This is a genomic window from Enterococcus sp. GPZ-007 (assembly GCF_059374735.1).
Window position 1 is genome coordinate 32,842 of sequence record NZ_JCAFYN010000028.1, and the last position, 21,588, is coordinate 54,429.

Consider the following 21,588-nt stretch of genomic DNA (forward strand, 5'->3'; position numbering starts at 1 on the left):
CTGCTTCCCCCCAGCCTATTTATGCAATTCAAATCCTTTGAATAGCTTATCAACATGTGTTTTCTTTCCTCTAAGGGCGACACCAACTAGATTCAAATCGCCTTCATGAATTTCCGCTATGACTGCCCGATTGTCTTCATCATTGTAAGTGGTAAACAATTCTTCCGTATATATCGTACTAACCACTTGCTTACTCCGACTTTTATTTAATAATTGAAGCATCTTTTCTCCATTAGAAGAGTAAATCATGATGGGTTGTTTTGACATCGGCAAGTACTCATTTCCGTCTTTGTCTTTATAAACCTCACCAATTATATCTTGCGTTCCTGCAATTCCACTCATTAAAAAAGCAGTCACATTTAGTTTTTGCCACATTTCCAAATCTTCACGTAACACAATACCTATTTTTGTATCAAACATAACCACACCTACTTCCTTTCAAATCAATTCAATGATCGAACGATTGCGATCAATAAACTTACATGTTAGTATAACTTGAGATAAACATTGAATCAAATCGAATTATTCGTTTGTTTGATTCAATTAAATTGAACTGGAGAAGACTATGGAATTAAAGTACTTATACACGATCAAAAAAATCGTTGAAACAGGCAGTTATCAAAAAACAGCTCACGCACTGAACTACGCCCAATCAACGATTACGTTTCAAGTCCAACAAATTGAACGAGAACTTGACGTACAATTATTTGAAAAAAAAGGAAAACGAATGGTTTTGTCACAAGCGGGGAGAGAAGTCTTTCCATTGATTACACAAGTGATTGACTCTGCTGAGAAACTTGCTTCTTTTAACCACTCTAAAACTGATTTACATGGCTCTTTAAAAATTGCTTTACCAGAATCATTGATCACCTATAAAATGCAGCCGATACTTAAAGCATTCAAAGAAAAAGCACCTTTTGTTCACCTATCGCTGCAAGTAATGAATTGCTATAAGATTTACGATGAAATGATGAACGGAACGATCGATCTTGCTATCCACTATGATGTCAAAAAATACTCACCAAATATTCGCACGAAAGAAATCGCTTCGTATCCGCTTACTCTCGTCTCTTCACCTTTGTTAGATGACGTAGAGAAGGATTTTACTAAGCCTAATCAAAAGAAGGCGATTTGTCATATCCAAAATGATACGAATGCACTGTACTTAAAAATCTTTAATCAATACCTCAAGGAAAAGAAAATCGTATTAGAAACCGAAATGGAGCTTTGGAGCATTGAATCTATCAAAAGAAGTGTGGAGAGCAATTTAGGTGTCGCTTTTCTTCCAAGATTCACGGTAGAAAAAGAGCTGGCAAATAGAAAGTTGATTGAGCTTGAAACAGATCTATCTGAAACAAACTTTACCGCTATCTATGCTGTGAATTCCAATCGATGGATGAGTCCAGAATTAGAACTATTCACAAAGATTTTAGATGACTACTTCACTGTTTGAAATCTTCAATAGGTAGGGCGTTAATGTTCGGGGCACAATTCGGGGCACAGCGCAAAATGTAAAAAAAGAAAGGTCTGAGAATGTTGATATATCAGCATTCTCAGACCTTTAAAATCAATTATCCCACAGACCCTTCCATCTCATACTGAATCAGACGGTTCAACTCTACAGCGTATTCCATTGGTAATTCTTTGGTAAATGGTTCAACGAATCCCATAACGATCATTTCAGTCGCTTCTTGTTCCGAGATACCGCGACTCATTAGATAGTACAATTGTTCTTCGGAGATTTTTGAAACTTTTGCTTCGTGTTCCAAAGAAACATTCCCATTCAAGATTTCATTATACGGGATCGTATCTGAACTTGATTGATCATCCATGATGATCGTGTCACACTCGATGTGGCTGAATGAGCCAGCACTGTTTCGACCGAAGCGGACGGTTCCGCGGTAGTCTACTGCGCCGCCATCTTTGGCGATGGATTTTGAAACGATCGAGCTAGAGGTGTTTGGTGCGTTATGGATCATGCGCGCGCCGTTATCTAGCACGATGTTCTTGCCGGCTACGGCGATCGATAGCATCGTACCGCGTGCGCCTTTGCCTTCCATGTAAACACTTGGGTATTTCATGGTTACTTTTGAGCCTAAGTTGCCGTCGACCCATTCCATTGTCGCGTTTTCTTGGGCTTGTCCACGTTTGGTTTCCAAGCTGTAAACGTTGTTTGACCAGTTTTGGATCGTCGTGTAACGGCAATAGCCGTCTTTTTTAACAAACACTTCAACGACAGCGGCATGCAGGCTGTCAGAAGAGTATGTTGGAGCCGTACAGCCTTCGACATAGTTGATGCTGGCTCCTTCGTCAACAATGATCAGCGTCCGTTCGAATTGTCCGGTGTTTGCCGAGTTGATTCGGAAGTAAGACTGGATCGGAATATCGGTTTTCACACCTTTTGGCACATAGATGAAGGTTCCGCCAGACCAAGCAGCTGAGTTCAACGCAGCTAGTTTATTGTCTGATGGCGGTACTAATGTGCCGAAGTATTCTTTGAATAATTCAGGATATTCCTTCAAGGCTGAATCTGTATCAGTAAAGACGATGCCCAATTTGGTGAACTCGTCTTTCATGTTGTGATACACCACTTCCGATTCGTATTGGGCAGAAGCACCGGCTAAGTAAGCACGTTCTGCTTCGGGAATCCCTAAACGTTCAAAAGTTGTCTTGATTTCTTCTGGTACATCGTCCCAATCGCGGGCTGGTTTGTCGCTTGAACGAATGAAGTAGTTGATTTTATCGTAATCCAATTCGGACAAATCGGGTCCGTAATCGGGCATGTCTAATTTTCTGAATGTTTCTAGCGATTTCAAACGGAAATCCAACATCCATTCTGGTTCTCCCTTTGCGCGGGAGATTTCGCGAATGACTTCTTCCGATAGACCTTCACCAGTCGTAAAGACAGGTTCGATGTCATCATGGAAGCCAAATTGATATTCCTCTTGCATTTCAGGTACACTCATGTATTCCCGCTCCTTATTCGTTTTAATGTATTTCTATTCTTACTAATCTTTATGAAATTGACCTTCCCGGGCTTTGCCTTCTTCATCGGTCAGCGCTTTGCCTAAGGCTTTCCATGCTAGGGTCGAGCATTTGATACGGGCTGGGAATTTTGCGACCCCGCTAAGCATCGCTGCGTCTCCCAATGCTTCTTCATCCTTTTCAGGAATCGGATTGCCTTGGACCATTTGGGCAAAGATCACGGCTAAGTGTTCTGCTTCTGAGACAGGTTTGCCGATTACTGCGTCAGTCATCATAGAAGCACTAGCAGTTGAAATCGAACAGCCGCTGCCGGAAAATGCGATATCTGTGATTACGTCGTCTTTGACGATTAGTTCAAGCTCGATCACGTCGCCGCAGGTGGGATTGTTCATCTCGATCGTTTTCGTGGAATCACTTAGCTTTCCACGATGATGGGGATGAGCGGAATGATCCAAGATCACTTGCCGATATAAATTGTCTAATTTATTTAGCGCCATCTTTGAAAAACTCCTTCGTCGCCTTGATTGCTTCGATCAAACGGTCCGCGTCTTCTTTCGTATTGTAGAAATAGAAGCTGGCCCGTGCCGTCGCTGGCAGATTCAAATAGTTCATTAACGGTTGTGCACAGTGATGACCGGCACGTACCGCGATACCTTCCATGTCTAAAGCAGTCGCTACATCATGAGGATGGATGCCATCCAGATTAAAAGCGATCACGCCGGTATGGTGTGCAGGATCTTGTGGTCCGTAAGTGGTGATCCCATCAATTTCATGCAGCTTCGGTAACACGTAGTCAACCAATTCTTGTTCGTAACGGTGGATGTTGTCCATCCCGATTTCGTTCAAGTAATCAACCGCCGCACCTAGCGCGATGGCTCCGGCGATGTTCGGTGTCCCTGCTTCGAATTTCCATGGCAATTCTTTCCACGTACTATCGAATAGATTGACGAAATCAATCATCTCGCCGCCGAATTCCACGGGTTCCATTTGCTCCAGCCATTTGCGTTTTCCATATAATACACCGATTCCTGTTGGTCCGCACATTTTATGTCCGCTAAAGGCGAAGAAATCTGCGTCCAAGTCTTGAACGTCGACTACCATATGAGGAGTAGCTTGCGCACCGTCCACGATCATCACCGCATTATTGGCATGAGCCATTTCCGCCAATTCTTTGATTGGATTGATGACACCTAGTACGTTTGACACGTATGCTAATGAAACGATCGCTGTCTTCTCGTTGATGATCTCTTTTGCGGCTGTCATATCAATGAAGCCTTCGTCGGTTAATGGTAAGTAACGCAGGGTTGCTCCTTTGCGTTCGACTAATTGCTGCCACGGAATAATATTGGAATGGTGCTCCATATAAGAAATGACGATCTCATCGCCTTCTTTAATGAAGGCATCGCCATAGCTGCGGGCCAACCAATTCAAGCCAGTAGTCGTTCCTCGTGTAAACAAGACTTCTGCTGTTTCCTTCGCATTGATAAAGGCGCGAACTTTTTCACGACTATTTTCATAATCGGCAGTCGCCCGTTCAGCTAACGTATGCACACCGCGATGGACATTGGCATTATCATGTTCGTAATAATGACGCAAAACATCTAAAACCTGCGTCGGCTTTTGCGTGGTCGCCGCATTGTCTAAATAAACAAGTGGTTCATCATTTACTTCTTGGAAAAGAATCGGAAAATCTTTTCTAATAGTAGAAAAATCCCTCATTATTTACTCAACTTCCCTTCGATCGTATCGATCAGTTGCTCTTGAGTGGCTTTGACTGGAATAGCAGTAATGACAGGTCCTAAGAATCCGCGAATAACCAAACGTTCCGCTGCCGCACGCTCTAGCCCGCGACTCATTAAATAGAAGAGTTCGTCTGGATCAACGCGACCAACGCTGGCAGCATGTCCGGCAGTCACTTCATTTTCGTCGATCAAAAGAATCGGATTGGCATCCCCGCGAGATTTCTCAGAGAGCATCAATACACGACTTTCTTGTTGAGCGTCGGCACCCTTTGCTCCTTTTAAGATATGTCCGATCCCGTTAAAGGTCAAGGTGGATTTATCAAGAATAACCCCATGCTGCAAAATGTGCCCGATGGTATGCGGGGCTTTATTGGTTACGCGAGTATCGATTCCTTGGATTTGTTTGCCATCGCTGATCGCTACGATCTTGACTTCTGAATGTGAGCCTTCACCGACTAAATCAGAATCAAAGTCCGCGATCACATTGCCATCGTTCATAATGCCGATTGCCCAATCGATCATAGAATCGCGCATTAAGTAGCCGCGTCGGTTCATATAGGTTGCGATATTTGCGCCCAATGAGTCCACAGCTGAGAATTTCACACGCGCTCCTGGTTTCGTAATCACTTCCACCACTACGTTCCCAGAAAGCTTCTTCGCAGTATCGCCTTGTGATTCGAAGCGTTCTAAGTAAGTGAACTCACTGTTGTCTTCCGCCACGATCAACACGTGTTTGAAGAAATGCGCATCGTCGTCGCCATTGTGTAAGAAAAGACTTTCGATCGGTTCTTCGATCACCACATTTTTTGGCACATATAAGAAAATACCATTGTTCATGAAAGCGGCATGCATCGCAGTCAATGAGTTTTCCTCAACTGGTACGGCTTTTTGCATGTAGTATTCTTTGACTAATTCAGGATGCTCCTGCATCGCTGTCACTAAATCAGTGAAGATCACCCCTTGATCGGCAAGCTTTGGTGAGATTTGTTCGAAAACAGTCGTTTCGCCAGCTTGTACGATCATAGGGTTGTCCTTCATTTGATCAAAGCTTGGGATGGTCCCAGTTGCTTCTTGATGTTCTGGCTTTATATTGTAAAGGTTCCAACGAGCGAATTTTACTTTTTCAATCACTGGTAAAGGCAATTCGTCGATTTTGTTTAATGCATTGACCCGCAAATCGGTCATCCATTGAGGTTCGGCCCATTCGGCTGAGAAAGCTTTGACGGCCTCAAGATATTCTGTCCATTTTTTCATCTATCTTGCCCTCCTAAACTTCTTCTTTGTAATCGATACCTAATTCAGCAGAGATGCCTGCGTAACCTTCAGCTTCCAAACGTTTCGCTAGTTCTGCGTCACCAGTCAAGACTACTCGGCCATCCATCATGATATGCACTACATCAGGCACAATGTAGTTCAATAGACGCTGATAGTGGGTAATGATTAAGGCACCGAACTCTTCGCCGCGCATTTCATTGATGCCTTTCGCTACGACCTTCAGCGCATCGATATCTAGACCTGAGTCGATCTCATCTAAAATCGCGAAGGTTGGTTCGATCATCAATAATTGCAGGATCTCGTTGCGTTTCTTTTCTCCGCCTGAGAAGCCTTCATTTAAATAGCGTTCCGCCATTTCTTCTGGCATGTTCAACAATTCCATTTTTTTATCTAATTTTTTCAAGAATTGCATTACCGAGATTTTTTCATCTTCTTCACGACGAGCGTTGATAGCAGCCCGCATAAATTCTGCATTACTGATTCCTGGGATTTCGCTTGGATATTGCATCGCTAGGAATAATCCTAGACGTGCTCGTTCGTCGACTTCCAAGTCTAAGATATTTTTACCATCAAAAAGGATTTCGCCTTTTGTGACTTCATAGTTTGGGTTGCCCATGATCGCTGCTGATAATGTTGATTTACCAGTTCCGTTTGGTCCCATGATGGCGTGGATTTCGCCCGTCTTCATTTCAAGGTTTACACCCTTTAAAATTTCTTTATCGTCAATGGCAACGTGCAAGTCTTTGATTTCTAAAACTGACATGAAAGTACCTCCAAATATTTTTTCTCGTTCTCACCTATTTTAGACTAAATGAGAATGGAATACAAACCGATTCATGAATTTTCTTCTGAAAAAGAACCCTTTATTTAGAATTATTATAAAATCAATTGTTCACTCCGAATCTGTAAAGAGTTTCTGCAAAAACGCTTCCTCAGTCAGCTTCTCCGTTGGCTCTTGATAATGGAAGAAAGCCGGCTTTTGATCATAAAAAATTTCTTCCTTCAGCTTAGCCTGATCGATCTCATCAAATAGTCCCGCAGGAAAATAATACTCGTCATCCGCTAAGCTATGATAAAACAAGCTGCTGCCGCATTTCTTGCAGGAACCTCGCTCTGCCCATTCTGAAGACATAAAACGCTGGATCTGTTCTTTTCCGCTGATTTTAAAATCATCCGGCAAAACACCCGCCAAAGACAAAAATGGTCCGCCGAAAAATTTCTGACACATATGACAGTGACAGGCGGTGATTTCCTCTGCCACCTGTGGGATATCGATCGTGACTGCACCGCATAAGCAGCTTCCTTTTACTTCCATTAATATGCACAACCTTTCTGTTGATTTTACCCTTTCTAAAAAACTCATAAATTTAGTGTAACAAAAAAAGACTCCTACCAACAGATGTCTGTAAGTAAGAGCCTTGTTCAAATTAATTATTTATCAACGGGTTTAACAGAACCATCCCATTTTTCCAAGATCCAATCTTGTACTTCTTTTTCATGTAGCACTTTGTTTAATTTTTCAATCCGAGGATCGTCCTTATCTTCGGTACGAACAGCAAGAATGTTGGCATATGGTGACGTATCTTTTTCAAGTAAGACGGCATCCTTCACAGGATTCAAACCAGCACCATAAGCAAAGTTGGCATTGATTGCAATTAGGTCGCCTTCATCGTTGTTGTAAGTTGTCGCTAACAAAGCTGGATCAATGGAATGTTCGAATTTCAATTTCTTAGGATTTTCAGCGATATCATCGAAGGTTGATGTTTCCAAATCAACACCATCTTTAACTTTGACTAAACCTGCATCTTGCAAGATCGTGATGATGCGGCCCCAGTCAGATTCTGAGTTTGATGTAATGATCGTTGCGCCTTCTTTTAAATCCTTGATGTCTTTGATTTTCTTAGAATACAAGCCCATTGGTTCAATATGAACGGCACCCGCATCGGTAAATTTGTAATCATTTTCCTTCACTGCTTTTTCAAAGAACGGTTTGTGTTGGAAGTAGTTGGCATCGATATCTTTGTCTGCTAACGCTTTGTTTGGTAACACATAGTCATCAAATTTTTTGATTTCTAAGTTGACGCCTTCTTTTTCAAGCAATGGTTTCACGTGCTCTAAGATCTCCGCGTGGGGTGTTGGTGATGCTCCGACTACTAATGTGTCGCTCTTTTCTTTACTGCTGCTGTCTGATGAGCCTGAACCGCTGTTTCCACATGCTGCCAATCCGACTGTCAATAACGCTACTGCCGCAAAACCTAAAATTTTCTTTTTCATTGATAGTTCCCCCTAATATTGTTGGTTTATTTTTTAGAATAATAGCTATTCTGTATTAACGCTTATCTGTTCGCTTCGTCAAGAAATCGCCGACGCCTTGAACAATGAATACGATGATCAAAATGATCACAGTCGCTACAAGTGTCACGGTGTAATTACCTCGTTGATACCCTTCTTGCCAAGCCAATGCCCCAAGACCGCCTGCGCCGATCGCTCCCGCCATTGCGGTAAAACCAATCATCGAAACTGACGTCACTGTCAAACCTGAGATCAACGCTGGCAAGCTTTCTGGAATCAAAACTTTGTAGATCGTTTGGAAATAACTTGCTCCCATCGAATCCGCTGCTTCCAACACTCCAGAGTCGACTTCACGAAAGGCAATTTCAACCAATCGTGCATAGAACGGTGCCGCTGATAAAACCAATGCTGGTATAGCTGCTTTCGCTCCTAGCATCGTGCCTACCAAAGCTTTGGTAAATGGAATGATCAAGACCATTAAGATCATGAAAGGCGTCGATCGGAAAATATTGCTGAGAATCGAAACCAAACCGTATAAGATACTGCGACCAGCAGAATTCTTGCGACCTAATGTGTAAAGTAGTAATCCTAGTAGTAGTCCTAGAACAAACACGATCAGCATAGATACGATCGTCATGAACAAGGTATCATTAATGGCTTCCTTCAAGGTATCCCACGACACCTGTTGGAAATTTAAGTATGTTTCTGAAAAGCTCTTATCCACGATGCAGCACCTCCACTTCAACTTGTTGACTTTCAATAAAGGCGATCGCTTCTTCAACCTTATCAGCATCACCTGTTACTTGAACGGTCAACGTGCCAAAGGAATTTCCCGTTGCTCGTTCGATATTGCCATAAACGATGCTGATATCAACTGGAAACTTACGAATCACTTGTGATACGACTGGTTCGTTGGCATTGTCTTCTAAGAAATGCAAGGTTGCTAATGTGCCGTTTGGATTTTCTTTAATAAATTCCTTCAATAAATCAGAAGGATCGGCTTTTGGTTCAAGATCCTGTTGGACGAAAATCTTGGTCACTTCCTGTTGTGGATGGCGGAAGACTTCGCGGACCGAACCTTCTTCTACGATTTTTCCTAACTCCATCACAGCGACCTTGTTGCAGATTTTGCGGATGACATTCATTTCGTGAGTAATTAATACGATCGTCAACCCAAGCTTCTGATTGATATTGGCTAACAACTCTAGTACTTCCTCGGTTGTTTGTGGGTCAAGTGCACTAGTTGCTTCGTCACAAAGTAGGATATCTGGATCATTGGCTAAGGCTCTTGCGATCCCGACCCGCTGCTTTTGTCCGCCAGATAATTGAGACGGATAGGCATCGCCTCTGCCATCAAGTCCAACTAAGCTTAATAGCTCTTCCGCTTTCTTGCGCCGTTGTTCTTTGGATACACCTGCTAATTCTAATGGTAATTGAATATTTTCAATGACTGTTCTTGACCATAGTAGATTGAAATGTTGGAAGATCATCCCAACTTTTTTGCGAAATGTTCTTAATGATGCGCCTTGCAGTTTGGCAACATCTTCACCGTTGACTAATACTTGTCCATCAGTCGGTGTCTCTAATCCGTTCAATAAACGAACCAATGTGCTCTTCCCAGCTCCTGAATAACCGACGATACCATAAACGTCTTTTTCTTCGATTGCCAAATTGATTCCATTGACTGCGTGGATCGGTCCAGTTTTGCCGGCAAAACTTTTCCCCACTTGATTTAACTCAATCAATGCCATGTTTCTTACACCCTTTCTCAATAACTGAATAGCTTATAGCTAGTTCAGATATGTAACTATTTTTCATTTCGCTTGTCATTGGACTAATCTGCGTCAATTTTGATGAAGCAGTTTGACAGCTATCTCGGAAGAATAGTAATCATTTTTCCAAACCCACGAAAAATGAATCTGATTCTCGCTTCGCATACGATTCCACTAATCACGCTGAAAGCGTGAAGTGGAACTCGCAAAAAAAGCCTCCGCCCTAAAATGTACCAATGTACACTTAGGACGAAAGCTTTGACTTCCGTGTTACCACCTAAAATTCGTTCTGACCTTGAGATCACAACCTCTGCCAGTACTTGCTTCATGCTTATACTGAGGTGCTGTAACGGGCACTCCCGTGATAGACTTAGCACCTGCTTCGTCCATCCTGCTCAAAGACCATTTTCCATCTCATTGCCATAACTCCTTTTCAGCATACCGGAGCTCTCTTTGTACTTTAATCAGATGTACTTTTCTTTTCATCGCTTTCTCATGTGTATGAAAGGATTATATCAGGCTGATTTTCTCCTGTCAAACAACAAGTGAAAATTTCTTTACAAGTTTTCAAACTCGTCTACATCGACCTCGCGTAATGACAAGATCCATGCATCCAATTCTTCTTTGACATTCAATGCTGCTGGATCAGCTACTACCTTTTCACTAACAGAAGAAACGACACCAGTTAACGGGCTTTTGAATTCCTGTACCGCTTTTTCTGCTTCAATCTCTAGTAAGGGGTCTCCTGCTTTAACGGTTTGACCGATTTTCGGTAATGAGATAAAAGTAACCTCGCCTAGTGTCTCTGCCATATCGGATGTTAACCCCATGCAGAAGTCTTTGTCATTGTGTAAGATCCATAATCCATCAGTTTTTTTCAAGTAACTCATTTATTTGAACGTCCTTTCGTAAGTAGTATCTTTAAATCCATTTAATAAAAATTGATCATTTTTAATCAGTAATGGGCGCTTCACCAGCATCCCGTCACTTGCTAGTAGTTCACTCGCTTCTTTCACAGATAAATCAGCCATCTTATCTTTCAAGCCTAGTTCACGATATTTCATGCCGCTGGTGTTGAAAAATTTGCGAACTGGCTGTTCACTACCCGTTATCCATTTTTCAAACGTATCCGCTGAAGGCGTATCCTGAACCAAGTCGATTGTTTCAAAATCCACACCAGCCTGGTCTAACCAAGCTTTGGCTTTGCGACAGGTTGAACATTTCGGGTACCAATAAAATTTAAGCACTACGTGTCCTCCTAATAGGTTGTTTGTCTGCACTTTGATAACGCATAGATAAAATTAATCCGATCCCGATCATATTCCCTAAAATCGATGATCCCCCTTGACTGATAAAAGGCAGTGGAATCCCTGTTAATGGCAAAAGACCGATATTCGCTCCGATATTTTCAAAGACATGGAAGAGCATCATCATTACAATCCCTGATGCGATGTAAGCATAGAACTCATTATTCATGTCAAAGCATAACCGAATCATCCGATAAATCAAAATGAAATAAATCAAGATGACAAAAGCGCCACCGACGAATCCAAAGTTTTCTCCAATTACCGTAAAAATCATATCCGATTCACGGACAGGTACATAAACATTGCTGACATTGTAGCCTGTTCCAAACACTCCGCCAGAACCGATCGCCATTAAGGCATGGGCCAATTGAAAACTCTTTCCTTGAGGATCATGAAAAGGCTCTAGCCAAGAGTCAATCCGAGCAAATTGATAATTTTTGAAACCGATGTTTGTGAGGATATCTCGTCCCGAATCAGTCGTGACTAGAAAGATCAGGGTGCCACCTAAAACAATTGCCAGAATAATAGTTGGGACTAATATCAACCATGAAATTCCAGATATTAGGAACATTCCTGCGAAAATGGCAAGAAATACCAACATCGTACCAAAATCTTCCTGTGCCAAGACCAAAACTAAAACCGGAATCGTGACTAACATCATTTTACCGATTAAAAATGCATCGGTTTTAAGTGTTCGGACTTTATTCATCACATTGTGCTTGGTAATAATCAATGCCATCATCAAAATATACGCAATCTTCATCAATTCTGAAGGCTGAAAGGTCAGGGTTCCAAATTTGAACCAGTTTTTCGATCCCGTTGAAGCCTCGAGAGCTGGATCGTAATATTTCAGTAATGCCAGCATAACCGCTAAACCGATGACATACAAAAATGGGGTCAAACGCCACAAAAGCTTTGCATCAAAATGTATGATAATTACAACAGCTAATGCGCCAACCACATACCAAACAGCTTGCATCGCCAAACCGCGAAAAACATTCGGATTTCTGGGATCATGTGTCAGAGCGACATATAGAGCAAGCATCCCGATTAAGCATAATATAAAAACAGGTAAAATAACGCCGTAATCAATCCGGCTATCATTGTTATTCTTTTTTAATCTATCCATTGTTCATCTCTTTTCCACCAGTATACTCGCTTTATTATAGACGCTTCTTTGCTTAAAGAAAAGCAAGCATCGCTGACTTTGTAAAATCTTTATTCTTCTAGTTGATCATGCTGCAAATAATAAATGAGACCCCAAAGGCCCAACTGTAAAAGGCTGAACATCAAGACAAACTGCAATTTTCCCGCATTCCAATTACCAATCAATAAACTCAAAACCTTTAGCGGATGAACCACTAATTCGATCGAATGGACCCGATCAAATCGTCCGATATAGATTGCGATACTAGAAAGGAACGATAATGCAGCGAAGCCAGCAATTTTCTGAGACGCCTGCAACTTAACCGCTAAAAACAATTTAAAAACCTGCGACATGCCAACAAACACCATGATTAACGCTGGTAGCAGTAACAATAAATACGACCACCACGAGCTGCTATCATTTAAAAAATGTCCGCCAGGCTGATACACATCTAAACTAGCAAAATGAAATAAATCAGTCATTAAATAAGGAACATTCGGGAAAAACAATAACCACAGCGGCGCAAAAATCCAACGCCAGTTCCTTTTTACTTTCAAGAATAGCCGTGCAAAAACCAGCGGCAGCCACGCCAAAAAAACATTCAACGCCATAAAGGAAAAGGTTTCCTGACAAAAATACATGAATAAAATATAAATCCAAACACTAAGATGGAACGCATAGACTTTCTTCATATTTCTCCCTCAAAAAATACTAATGATCTGTTGGTACACTATTCTTTCATTCAGACAATCTCCGCCCAAAACGCAAAAAAATGTAAAGTAAAGCCCGTCACCATCGAAGGATTAACCTTGATATGACGGGCTTTTTCAAGTAGTGCCAGCTGCAGGATTCGAACCTGTGACCTACGCGTTACGAGTGCGTTGCTCTACCAACTGAGCTAAGCTGGCGTTTAGTACAAATGAAATTATAGAAAACTTCTGGGAAAAAGTAAAGTAAGATTCTTCTCAAAAAGCGATTACATGAAAAAATCTTGAAAATATGCTAAAATTAAGTATGTAATAAAAGGGGGCGTTCAAAACAGATGGCTACATTTGGCAAAATAGAGACGCAAGTTGATCCTTCCGAAGCTGGGAAAAAGTTTCCCGTTAAGACACACGTCATGTTCACTATTCGCGGCAAATCCCAAACCGGGGTGGTCGCTAAACAATTGAAAAACGCAGCAGTCATTGAAATTGATGAGAAGCAAGACAACGAAGAGTTGATTAATCATTCCAATGGCGTTGTCGTCATCAATTATAAACAAATGAAGAAGATTTAGTTTTTTACGAAAAAGAAGGTGTGCCAGAAAAATGGCACACCTTCTTTTATTTGATTATTTAGTTCCGAATAAACGGTCACCAGCATCGCCCAAGCCTGGAACGATGTAACCTAATTCGTTCAGCTGTTCATCTAAGGCAGCAGTATAAATATCAACATCTGGATGCGCTTCTTGTAAAGCTTTCACGCCTTCAGGTGCAGCGACTAGACAAACAAATTTCATGTTTGAGGCACCGCGTTTCTTCAATGAATCGATCGCCATGATTGCTGAACCGCCAGTAGCTAACATTGGATCAACAATGAATAATTGACGGCTGTCAATATCTTCTGGCATTTTGAAGAAATATTCATGTGGTTCCAAGGTTTCTTCATCACGGAACATACCGATATGACCAACCTTAGCAGCCGGGATCAATTCCAAAATACCATCTACCATGCCGATACCCGCACGCAGGATCGGTACGATCGCAACTTTTTTCCCTGACAATGTTTTTTGCGTAGACACGGTAATTGGTGTTTCAATCTCAATATCTTCTAGCGGCATATCGCGAGAAACTTCATACGCCATCAACATCGCAATCTCATTGACTACTTCACGGAAAACTTTCGTTCCACAGTTTTTATCACGAATAATCGTTAATTTGTGTTGGATCAATGGATGATCAATTACTTGAAACTTGCCCATAATAAATTGCTCCTTACTGATTTTGAAGTATTCATTTTCCTCAAAGAAAAATGAAGTGGATTTTCATGCTGTCTCTTTTCTAATTAACTACAGAAAAACCGACATTCTTACTTTGCATTTCTATTAATTATAAGACAACTACTAGCAGAAAACTAGTCTTAATGTGACTGAATTGGATGAGAATCTGTTAATGCTAATACCGCTTGACGGATTTCAGCCAGCTTCTCTTCATCACCGTTTGAACGCAGGGTCTCAATGATCAATTCGGCTACTTCTTTCGCATCTTCTTCTAGGAATCCGCGACTTGTGATTGCCGGTGTACCGATCCGAACACCACTGGTTTCTTTGAAGCTTTTTGATTCAAACGGAATCGAATTTTTATTGACTGTGATATGCACGCTGTCCAGCAATTCTTCTGCTTCACGACCAGTGATATCAAAACCAGTTACTTCAATTAACAGCAGATGGTTATCCGTAGCACCAGAGATCACCCTTGTTTCTGGCGCTTGATTGAATACTTTGACCATTGCTTGGGCATTTTTCAACACTTGCTCACTGTAATCCTTGAACTCTGGAGCCAGTGCTTCTTTGAATGCAACAGCTTTAGCCGCCACGACGTGTTCCAATGGTCCGCCTTGCAAACCAGGGAATACCGCACTGTTGATCTTTTTAACCAACTCCGCATCGTTGGTCAGGATCAAGCCGCCGCGCGGTCCGCGTAAGGTTTTATGTGTCGTTGAAGTCACGACATCCGCATAAGGTACTGGGTTAGGATGTAAACCAGTGGCTACTAGTCCCGCGATATGAGCCATATCCACCATGAGTTTTGCGCCGACCTCGTCAGCGATTTCACGGAAGCGGGCAAAATCGAGCGTACGACTATACGCACTTGCACCTGCCACGATTAATTTCGGTTGATGTTTCCGCGCTAAAATACGAACGACTTCATAGTCGATCGTTTCTGTATGAGGATCCACGCCATAGCTGACAAAATTGTACAGCTTGCCGCTGACATTCACCGGTGAACCATGAGTCAAGTGGCCGCCTGCTGAAAGATCCATTCCTAAAACAGTATCGCCAGGCTGAATCAATGAGAAATAGGCTGCTTGATTCGCTTGTGAACCAGAATGTGCCTGTACATTCGCAAATTTTGCATCAAATAATTCCTTTGCACGATCGATTGCTAGATTCTCAACGATATCGACAAATTCACAACCACCATAATAACGTCGGCCGGGATATCCTTCCGCGTATTTATTTGTTAAGACGCTCCCTTGTGCCATGCGCACTGCTTCTGACACGATGTTTTCTGAGGCAATCAACTCGATATTCTGTTCTTGACGCTCCGCCTCTTGTTCAATTGCTCCCCATAGTTCGGGATCTAGTGCTTTGTAATCCATCCCAACGCCACCTTTCGATTTTTCTGACTTAAGTATACGAAAGATTCAACAGATAATCGAATCTTTTGTCTATTTTTTTGTAAAATATTTTTGGGCTGCGGCTTTCTTCAGACGATTCATATAAGCCAAGCCTAAATGATCCTCCGGAAAAACTTCTGCAAAGATAATGTCCGTTCTGTTCGCTTCATCTAATGCCCGCAAGCCGCCGAATAATCCTCGAGTCGCCGCTTCAATCGAATTATCTTCAAAAACAAAACGATCCGCTGATTGGTATTGATCAGCAATTTTGGGTGTTGCCAACAAACCAACCTTTTTGTCGTTTGCTTCAGCCCACTCTAAGGCCTCCTCCCAATCACCAGCCTTGATCATCAACACCTGTGTGTCAGGTGAGTAATGCTTGTATTTCATCCCGGGCGCTTTTGGTGTCTCACTCTCTTTGACTAAATGCTTGTCTAATGGAACTTCGATCCCTAAGACTTCCTCTAATTTTTCCTTCGTCACTGCACCAGGACGTAAAATCGTCGGTATCTCTCCACTTAAATCCAAGACCGTCGACTCCACACCAATCTCTGTTGCACCATCATCTAAAATGCCAGCAATCTTGCCTTTTAAATCGTGATAAACATGCATCGCTGTTGTCGGACTTGGTTTGCCAGAGGTGTTCGCGCTAGGTCCGACCAGCGGTGCACCCGTTTCTTCAATTAAAGATAATGTTTTTTTATTATCTGGCATTCGAAAGGCCGCTGTGGATAAACCACCGGTCACAACTGGGCTCAAGCTACCTGATTTGATCGAAAAGATCAACGTTAGGGGTCCGGGCCAAAAATTTTTAATGATTTTTTCCGTCAATGGATGATAGCTTTCCACAAAGTTTTTGGTCATGGAAAAGTCCGCCACATGAACGATCAAGGGGTTGTCACTGGGACGCCCTTTGACCGCAAAAACCTGCTTCACTGATTCCGGCAAAAGCGCATTAGCGCCCAATCCGTAGACGGTCTCCGTGGGAAATGCCACCAATTCTCCTTGGCGTAATAACGCCGCCGCCTGTTTTATTTGATCCGATTGAAAAACAATTGTTTCCACAGCTTCTCCACAGCTCCTTTTCTTTCACTTTCTTGATTTATTAACTTTCTTTCTCGACTTATCCCCGTGCTGTGGATAATACGATTGTCAAGTGTGTATAACCATGTTGATAACTTTTCGAGTGATCGAACATTGCTACACCAGTGTTTTTTTATTATTTTTCACGCTAAAAATAATTTCAGCGGACGATGACCATTCGATCATTTCCTGACATGTCCTGATGAATCGTGACGCTTTTCTCAGTGAAGGTCGTTTGAAAGATTTCTTGCACGACTTGTCCCTGCCGAAATCCAATTTCCAAGAAAATCATCCCTTCTGGCTGCAGCAAATCACGACTCTCTGCCGCGATCTGCTGGTAAATGGCTAGGCCTTCATTCTCAGCAAAAAGCGCCAGCTTCGGTTCGTAGGTTCTGACGCTCTCGTCCATTAAATCCCACTCGCTTTGGCTGATGTATGGCGGATTACTAATGATGATGTCTTGCTTCTCCGTCACCGCTGATAAAACATCGCTTTTTTTGAAGCAAATCTCCGCCTGCAGCTTCTTCGCATTTTCTTCAGCGATTTTCAGCGCTTCTTCAGAAATATCGAGAGCCGTCACTTGCCATGCTGGACGCGCCAGCTTCAAACTGACGGCGATTGCGCCTGTTCCCGTCCCGATATCGACAACTTTTTTTGCTGCATCATCATTCATAGACAAACACAGTGCGACTAACTCCTCTGTCTCTGGACGCGGAATCAGCGTATTCTCTGTTACTTTGAAACGATGTTCAAAGAAATATTCATAGCCTAATAAATATTGCGGCGGAATATTTTCCATCAAACTAGCTAAGTCCTTTTCTATCAGTGCTTCGTCTGCGGGAGATATTTCCTCACGCATATGCAGTAACCACTGAGTTTTATCCCAATTCTTGCGGGCCAGAAAAAGATACTCGATCGCATAACCTTCTTTACCAGCCGTTTCTAAAAAAGAAGAAGCCCTCGACAGGACTTCTACATAAGTTTTAGCCATTTTGCATCTCTTCCAATTTTTGGGTTTGATCATACATAATCAAGGCATCAATAATCTCATCCAGCTTACCTGCTAGGATCTGATCTAGTTTTTGGATCGTTAAACCGATACGATGATCCGTCACACGATTTTGTGGGAAGTTGTAAGTACGAATACGTTCGGAACGATCCCCGGTACCAACAGCCGATTTACGACTTGCATCGTATTCGCTTTGTGCTTCCTGTGAAATTTTATCGTACACACGGGCACGTAAGATTTTCATCGCTTTTTCCCGGTTTTTGATCTGAGAACGTTCATCCTGCATCGCCACCACGATACCGGTTGGGATATGGGTCAAACGAACGGCAGAAGCTGTCTTGTTGACATGCTGTCCGCCAGCACCAGATGCATGATAGATATCTGTCCGAATATCGTTGTCCGCGATGTCGATCTCTACTTCTTCCGCTTCCGGCATAACCACGACTGTCGCTGTCGAAGTATGGATCCGACCTTGCGATTCCGTTGATGGAACGCGTTGCACGCGGTGTGCGCCACTTTCATATTTTAGTTTAGAGAAGACATTGTCGCCAGTGATCATCATGATCACTTCTTTGTAACCACCGATGCCAGTGACACTGGCTTCCATTACTTCTGTCTTCCAGCCTTGACTCTCGGCATATTTTTGATACATATTGAAAAGATCGCCGGCAAATAAAGCCGCTTCGTCTCCTCCTGCTGCGCCACGGATCTCCATGATGATATTTTTATCATCGTTAGGATCTTTCGGTAATAGCAAAATCTTGATCTCTTCTTCTAAAGCTTCTTTTTCTTTTTTTAGATCCGACAATTCCTCTTTGGCCATTTCAGCCATATCAGCATCTAAATTTTCACCTAATAATTCTTCTGTGTCACTAATCCCGTCTACCACTTTTTTGTAACGGCGATACGTTTCGACTGTGCCGCGGGTATTGGCTTCTTCTTTTGACAGCTGCATGAAGCGTTGAGTGTCGCTGATGACTTCTGGGTCGCTCAGTAATTCGCCAAGCTCTTCATATCGATCTTCGATTGCTTGCAGTTGATCGTACATGGATTAACTCTCCTCCTAATTCAATTTAAAGTATTTATTTTTCCCAGGAAAAATAAGTTTGATTTTCATCACGTATATCATTCCACTAGACTTCTGAATAATTTGATTCTGCGAAAAGTGGAACTGACATCCTAATTCACTTTAAAGTAACTATTCTTCAACATGTCTACCAAACCGCTAGAGGTCTGGCACATGATTCACTTCAATTTCAGGGTGCAAATAATGTTTACGGCAAACTGGGTAATAGGCTTCGTTGCCGCCAATTTGCACTTGATCGCCTTCATAGACCGGACGACCATCGATATAATGCAGATTCATTGTCGCCTTTTTGTGACAGAACCAGCAAATCGTTTTTAATTCCTCTAATTTATCTGCATAAAGCAGTAAATATTTTGAGCCCTCAAACATCTCGTTGCGGAAATCATTTTTTAAGCCGAAAGCCATTACTGGAATGTCTAACTCATCAACTACCTGCGCTAATTGCACCACATGTTCTTTTGACAAAAACTGAGATTCATCGATTAATACACAATAAGGTTTGTAATCAAGATTTTTGATAAATTCAAAAACATTGGTATCCGAAAATATCGGTACCGCAGGACGGCTCAATCCGATCCGGCTGGAGATCGTTCCCACGCCTTCACGAGTATCTAGCCCGCTGGTCATCAATACTACCGGTTTGTTTTGTTCCTCGTAATTATGAGCGACTTTCAATATCTCGATCGTCTTGCCGCTGTTCATTGCACCATATTTAAAAAAAAGCTGAGCCATTCTTGTCACCTTTCTCGTTTGTTCCTATCGTATTATAGCGGAAAAGCACAATTATTTACAGTAATAATTTTCATCGCTTGATCATCTTAGAAGAAACATCGACTAATTTCAATAAATCCAAAGGTTATCTTTTTAAGAAAATAAGCCTTCAATGCTATACTTTTAAGTGTAATTTTATTTAACTACTTATTTTTCCTAGGAGGCTTTTTTATGGAACAACCGGTCAAAAAGAAACGCAGTTTTCCTTCCGCTTACACAGTTATTATCATTGTACTGATTATGGTTCAAGCTCTGACATTTTTTATTCCTTCAGGTAAGTACAGTACCCTGACGTATGATAGCGGAAAAGATCAATTCGCCATCACCAATGCACGTGATAAAACGATCATGGAACCGGCGACACAAGAAACGTTGGATAAATATGATATTCACATCAAAGTCGGCAAATTCCGCGATGGCACCATCTATCGCCCAGCCGCAATTCCTAATTCTTATGAACAAATCAAAAAACCAAAACGCGGCATCACTGGTACCATTACTCAATTTCTCAAGGCACAGGTCCAAGGAATCTCCGATAGTGTCGATATCATCATCTTTATTCTGATACTCGGCGGCGTTATTGGAGTCGTCAATGCGACTGGCGCGATGGATGCAGGGATGATGCGTTTGTCCGAGAAACTGAAGGGTAAACAAAAATGGCTGATTGTTATCGTCACAACCTTGATCGCTCTAGGCGGAACGACATTTGGTCTGGCAGAGGAAACAATCGCCTTTTATCCGATCCTGATCCCTATCTTTTTACTAGCAGGCTACGATACACTGACGGCCGTCGCCTCCATTTATCTGGGAACCGCGATCGGAACCATGAGTTCTACCATCAATCCTTTTTCAACAGTAATTGCCTCCAATGCAGCGGGTATTACCTTCACCGATGGCATGCCGCTGCGGATACTAATGTGGATCGCTGCTGTAGGATTATCGATTATTTATACTATGCGTTACGCGGAAAAAGTTCGGTTGAATCCCGCTTCATCATTGGTCGCTGACCAAGCAGAAACTGACCGGAAGCGGTTCTTAGGCGATCAGTTTCTCAGCAAAGTTTCGACCTTCACTAAGCGACAAAAACTCACCCTGCTTATTTTTGCTGTAGGCTTTGTCGTGATGATTTACGGTGTGCAGCAGTTGGGCTGGTATTTCACTGAGATCGCCGTCGTATTCTTAGGGGTAGCTTATGTATTAGCCCTTATCACCGGTTTAGGCGAGAAGAAATTCTTGGACAGTTTTGTATCTGGTGCCGCTGAATTGTTAGGTGTTGCTTTGACTGTCGGATTAGCGCGTTCCGTCGGTATTGTGATGGAGAATAGCTTCATCAGCGATACCATTATGAACTTCTTTAGTAACGCGATCAGCGGCATGAACAATGTGATTTTCATCTGGTTTATGTTCTTAGTCTATATCGTCTTAGGCTTCTTCATCCAATCCTCCTCTGGTTTGGCGGTACTCTCGATGCCGATCATGGCACCGTTGGCCGATGTGGTCGGTATTGATCGTGCGATGATCGTCGATGCTTACAACTGGGGACAAGGCTTGATCGGGCTGGTTGCACCGACTGGTCTAATCTTGGTTTCTCTAGCCGTTGTTAATATTGGTTTTGACAAGTGGATGAAATTTGTCACCAAGCTCTTAGTCATGACGATCGGACTGATCCTCGTCTTCCTCGCTATAGGCGTCTTGATCTAAAAAAATTGATGACACAAAAAGTACCTGAAAAAAATT

23 protein-coding genes, 1 tRNA gene and 1 other annotated feature are annotated in these 21,588 nt (G+C 42.3%); of the genes, 3 read left to right on the forward strand and 21 right to left on the reverse strand.

The window, feature by feature from the left end:
• Positions 1-15: 15 nt before the first annotated feature.
• A complete protein-coding gene (locus tag AC4J95_RS14100) occupies positions 16-420 on the reverse strand; it encodes a DUF2000 family protein (RefSeq protein WP_494550429.1) in 405 nt (134 codons plus the stop codon).
• A gap of 145 nt (positions 421-565) precedes the next feature.
• Between AC4J95_RS14100 and AC4J95_RS14105 the strand changes: the two genes are divergently transcribed.
• Positions 566-1,453 (forward strand): LysR family transcriptional regulator, encoded by an 888-nt coding sequence (locus AC4J95_RS14105; RefSeq protein WP_494550430.1) that lies wholly within the window; start codon positions 566-568, stop codon positions 1,451-1,453.
• 118 nt (positions 1,454-1,571) lie between these two features.
• Here the strand turns inward: AC4J95_RS14105 and sufB are convergent, their stop codons facing one another.
• The 14 genes from sufB to AC4J95_RS14175 all read right to left on the reverse strand — a co-directional run bounded on the left by sufB (position 1,572) and on the right by AC4J95_RS14175 (position 13,428).
• The gene (sufB, locus tag AC4J95_RS14110; protein ID WP_102872502.1) at positions 1,572-2,966 is read right to left on the reverse strand and encodes a Fe-S cluster assembly protein SufB; all 1,395 of its coding nucleotides are present in this window, start codon (positions 2,964-2,966) and stop codon (positions 1,572-1,574) included.
• Between the two features lie 42 nt (positions 2,967-3,008).
• Positions 3,009-3,482: a Fe-S cluster assembly sulfur transfer protein SufU gene (gene sufU / locus AC4J95_RS14115; RefSeq protein WP_494550431.1), complete on the reverse strand. Its 474-nt coding sequence runs from the start codon at positions 3,480-3,482 to the stop codon at positions 3,009-3,011.
• Entirely contained in the window at positions 3,469-4,704 is a 1,236-nt protein-coding gene (locus AC4J95_RS14120) for a cysteine desulfurase (RefSeq protein ID WP_494550432.1), read from the reverse strand. The genes sufU and AC4J95_RS14120 overlap by 14 nt, the downstream gene beginning before the upstream one ends.
• Positions 4,704-5,981 (reverse strand): Fe-S cluster assembly protein SufD, encoded by a 1,278-nt coding sequence (gene sufD, locus AC4J95_RS14125; RefSeq protein WP_494550433.1) that lies wholly within the window; start codon positions 5,979-5,981, stop codon positions 4,704-4,706. The genes AC4J95_RS14120 and sufD overlap by 1 nt, the downstream gene beginning before the upstream one ends.
• 13 nt (positions 5,982-5,994) lie before the next feature.
• A complete protein-coding gene (sufC, locus tag AC4J95_RS14130; protein WP_016180483.1) occupies positions 5,995-6,765 on the reverse strand; it encodes a Fe-S cluster assembly ATPase SufC in 771 nt (256 codons plus the stop codon).
• Between the two features lie 129 nt (positions 6,766-6,894).
• A complete protein-coding gene (locus AC4J95_RS14135; protein ID WP_494550434.1) occupies positions 6,895-7,317 on the reverse strand; it encodes a GFA family protein in 423 nt (140 codons plus the stop codon).
• 116 nt (positions 7,318-7,433) lie between these two features.
• Entirely contained in the window at positions 7,434-8,276 is an 843-nt protein-coding gene (locus AC4J95_RS14140) for a MetQ/NlpA family ABC transporter substrate-binding protein (protein ID WP_494550435.1), read from the reverse strand.
• A 55-nt stretch (positions 8,277-8,331) separates the two neighbouring features.
• Positions 8,332-9,018, reverse strand: a complete 687-nt coding sequence (locus tag AC4J95_RS14145; RefSeq protein WP_494550436.1) for a methionine ABC transporter permease — start codon at positions 9,016-9,018, stop codon at positions 8,332-8,334.
• A complete protein-coding gene (locus AC4J95_RS14150; RefSeq protein WP_494550437.1) occupies positions 9,011-10,045 on the reverse strand; it encodes a methionine ABC transporter ATP-binding protein in 1,035 nt (344 codons plus the stop codon). The genes AC4J95_RS14145 and AC4J95_RS14150 overlap by 8 nt, the downstream gene beginning before the upstream one ends.
• A 263-nt stretch (positions 10,046-10,308) precedes the next feature.
• Positions 10,309-10,561: a binding site (T-box leader), on the reverse strand.
• Between the two features lie 62 nt (positions 10,562-10,623).
• On the reverse strand, positions 10,624-10,956 hold the full coding sequence (locus AC4J95_RS14155) for a glycine cleavage system H family protein (RefSeq protein WP_494550438.1): 333 nt from the start codon (positions 10,954-10,956) through the stop codon (positions 10,624-10,626).
• Positions 10,957-11,313 carry an arsenate reductase family protein gene (locus tag AC4J95_RS14160; RefSeq protein ID WP_494550439.1) on the reverse strand — a complete coding sequence of 119 codons (357 nt, stop codon included), beginning with the start codon at positions 11,311-11,313 and terminating at the stop codon, positions 10,957-10,959.
• A complete protein-coding gene (locus AC4J95_RS14165) occupies positions 11,306-12,502 on the reverse strand; it encodes an FtsW/RodA/SpoVE family cell cycle protein (RefSeq protein WP_494550440.1) in 1,197 nt (398 codons plus the stop codon). Before AC4J95_RS14165 ends, AC4J95_RS14160 begins: the two co-directional genes overlap by 8 nt.
• A gap of 89 nt (positions 12,503-12,591) precedes the next feature.
• Complete coding sequence (locus tag AC4J95_RS14170) at positions 12,592-13,212, reverse strand: DUF1361 domain-containing protein (RefSeq protein ID WP_494550441.1); 621 nt, start codon at positions 13,210-13,212, stop codon at positions 12,592-12,594.
• A 143-nt stretch (positions 13,213-13,355) separates the two neighbouring features.
• Positions 13,356-13,428, reverse strand: a tRNA-Thr gene (locus AC4J95_RS14175).
• 134 nt (positions 13,429-13,562) lie between these two features.
• On the opposite strand from AC4J95_RS14175, the gene AC4J95_RS14180 reads away from it, so the two are divergent.
• Positions 13,563-13,799: a hypothetical protein gene (locus tag AC4J95_RS14180; RefSeq protein ID WP_316403957.1), complete on the forward strand. Its 237-nt coding sequence runs from the start codon at positions 13,563-13,565 to the stop codon at positions 13,797-13,799.
• A 54-nt stretch (positions 13,800-13,853) separates the two neighbouring features.
• Here the strand turns inward: AC4J95_RS14180 and upp are convergent, their stop codons facing one another.
• The 6 genes from upp to AC4J95_RS14210 form a co-directional block, all read right to left on the reverse strand.
• Positions 13,854-14,483: a uracil phosphoribosyltransferase gene (gene upp, locus AC4J95_RS14185; protein ID WP_316403959.1), complete on the reverse strand. Its 630-nt coding sequence runs from the start codon at positions 14,481-14,483 to the stop codon at positions 13,854-13,856.
• A gap of 158 nt (positions 14,484-14,641) precedes the next feature.
• The gene (gene glyA, locus AC4J95_RS14190; protein ID WP_494550442.1) at positions 14,642-15,883 is read right to left on the reverse strand and encodes a serine hydroxymethyltransferase; all 1,242 of its coding nucleotides are present in this window, start codon (positions 15,881-15,883) and stop codon (positions 14,642-14,644) included.
• Between the two features lie 69 nt (positions 15,884-15,952).
• Positions 15,953-16,966, reverse strand: a complete 1,014-nt coding sequence (locus AC4J95_RS14195; RefSeq protein ID WP_494550443.1) for an L-threonylcarbamoyladenylate synthase — start codon at positions 16,964-16,966, stop codon at positions 15,953-15,955.
• A 178-nt stretch (positions 16,967-17,144) separates the two neighbouring features.
• The gene (prmC, locus tag AC4J95_RS14200; protein WP_494550444.1) at positions 17,145-17,975 is read right to left on the reverse strand and encodes a peptide chain release factor N(5)-glutamine methyltransferase; all 831 of its coding nucleotides are present in this window, start codon (positions 17,973-17,975) and stop codon (positions 17,145-17,147) included.
• A complete protein-coding gene (gene prfA / locus AC4J95_RS14205; protein WP_316403963.1) occupies positions 17,968-19,041 on the reverse strand; it encodes a peptide chain release factor 1 in 1,074 nt (357 codons plus the stop codon). The genes prmC and prfA overlap by 8 nt, the downstream gene beginning before the upstream one ends.
• A gap of 177 nt (positions 19,042-19,218) precedes the next feature.
• The gene (locus tag AC4J95_RS14210) at positions 19,219-19,812 is read right to left on the reverse strand and encodes a thymidine kinase (protein ID WP_316403964.1); all 594 of its coding nucleotides are present in this window, start codon (positions 19,810-19,812) and stop codon (positions 19,219-19,221) included.
• A 210-nt stretch (positions 19,813-20,022) separates the two neighbouring features.
• Here AC4J95_RS14210 and AC4J95_RS14215 point away from each other — a divergent pair, with 210 nt between their 5' ends.
• Positions 20,023-21,552 carry a YfcC family protein gene (locus AC4J95_RS14215; RefSeq protein ID WP_494550445.1) on the forward strand — a complete coding sequence of 510 codons (1,530 nt, stop codon included), beginning with the start codon at positions 20,023-20,025 and terminating at the stop codon, positions 21,550-21,552.
• Positions 21,553-21,588 lie beyond the last annotated feature (36 nt).